Source organism: Pseudomonas sp. 43NM1 (assembly GCF_002836905.1).
Lineage (GTDB): Bacteria > Pseudomonadota > Gammaproteobacteria > Pseudomonadales > Pseudomonadaceae > Aquipseudomonas > Aquipseudomonas prosekii.
Genome location: NZ_MKGS01000108.1, coordinates 1 through 1,951 on the forward strand (window position 1 = coordinate 1; position 1,951 = coordinate 1,951).

At 63.0% G+C, this 1,951-nt stretch carries 1 protein-coding gene; it reads left to right on the forward strand.

What is annotated here, in order from left to right:
• Positions 1 to 545: 545 nt before the first annotated feature.
• Positions 546 to 1,951: pilus assembly protein TadG-related protein (locus BI292_RS10090; protein ID WP_101207792.1), on the forward strand; the 1,406-nt coding region annotated here is incomplete at its 3' end.

The window sequence follows — 1,951 nt, forward strand, 5'->3', positions numbered from 1 at the left end:
CCCCCACAAATCCCTTGTAGGAGCAGAGCTTGCTCGCGAAGACGTCAATCCAGACACAGCTGTTTCGACTGACCCACCGCTTTCGCGAGCAAGCTCAGCTCCTACACAGATTTCCGTCCCCCACAAATCCCTTGTAGGAGCAGAGCTTGCTCGCGAAGACGTCAATCCAGACACAGCTGTTTCGACTGACCCACCGCTTTCGCGAGCAAGCTCAGCTCCTACACAGATTTCCGCCCCCCACAAATCCCTTGTAGGAGCAGAGCTTGCTCGCGAAGACGTCAATCCAGACACGGCAGTTTTGACCGACCCACCGCTTTCGCGAGCAAGCTCAGCTCCCACACAGATTTCCGTCCCCCACAAATCCCCTGTGGGAGCGAGCTTGCTCGCGATGACGCCCGCCCATCCAACAACGATGTGACTGACCCACCGCCATCGCGAGCAAGCTCAGCTCCCACAGGGATTTGTGTTGCGCACACATTCCGCGTCTACACTGCATTGCATCAATGGAGGCAGCACTCGTGGGTGCGCCAGCGAAGGAGTGCGCGATGTTGCGGTTTCGCGGTCCGGCCCGGCAGCGCGGGGCTATCGGTTTGATGGCGGCGGTGACGCTGGGTCTGGCGCTGCTGTTGATGCTGCTGGTGGTCGACACCGGGCGGCTTTATTTGGAGCAGCGCAAATTGCAGCGCGTGGTCGACACTGCCGCGCTGGAGGCCGTCAGTCGCGGCGGCAATTGCCTGGCCGGCCTAAGCGCGGCCAATTTCGCCCGGCAAAGCGCTACGCGCAACGGCTTCTCGGTCGAGACTGGCAACAGCCTCGCCACCACCTGCGGCACGCTCGTCACCGCAGCAAGCGGATTGCGCACTTTCACCCTCGACGCCACCCAGGCCGCCGCGATCAAAGTCGTCGCCAGCCACACCCTCACCAACAGTTTCGCCGGCGGCATCCAGGCGCTGTTCAGCGGCGCGCCCGCCAGCCTCACCACGCAACTGAATGCCTCCGCCGTCGCCGCCAAACCGCTGCCCACCGTCGCCCAACTGAACATCCGCAGCACGCTGCTCAACATCAGCACCGCGCAATCGAACATCCTCAATCCGTTATTCAGCGCATTGCTCGGCGGCAACGTCAGCCTGACGGCGGCAGGCTGGAACGGGCTGCTCAACACCGACGTCAACCTGCTCGGCTATCTCGATCAACTGGCGATCAGACTCAACGTTGCGGCCGGCGACTACACGCGATTGCTCAACACCCAAACCACTGTCACCCAGTTGATCCAGGCCGCCGTCAGCGCCGTTCAACTCAACGGCGCCACCGCCGAGGTATTGGCCGCGCTGGGGAACCTGCAAGTCGCGGCGACCGCCAATGCCAGCCAGGTCAAGCTCGGCGACATCCTGCAATTGCAAACCGGCACGCCCGCCGCCGGGCTCGACGCCAACGTGCAATTGCTGCAACTGATTCAAGGCGTGGTGCAATTGGCCAACAGCAAAAGTGCGGTGGCCGCGACTTTGCCGGTCAACGTGTTGGGCCTGGCCAATGTCACCGTGCGGGTCAAAGTGATCGAGCCGGCGCAGTTCTCCGCGATTGGCAATCCGGCGCTGGCCAAGGCCGATCCGCTGGGCGCCAATCGCATTTACGTGCGCACCGCCCAAGTGCGCACGCTGATCTCGCTCAACCTGCCGGTGCTGACCGGCGTCAGCGGTTTGACCAACGCCGTGCTCGGACTGGTCGGCACATTGACCCCGACGCTCAACAGCCTGCTCAGCCTCAACCTCGCGGCCACCATCAATTCCGCGCTGTGCCTGCTCGGCGCCGGTTGCGAGCAACTCGATCCGCGATTATTGCCGACCCCGCAAATCGACATCAGCCTCGATGCCGGCGGCGCCGTCAGCTACGTCACCGATTTCAGTTGCCCGGTCGGCAGCGGTGTGACGGTCGGTGCTGCGGAGGATGAAAA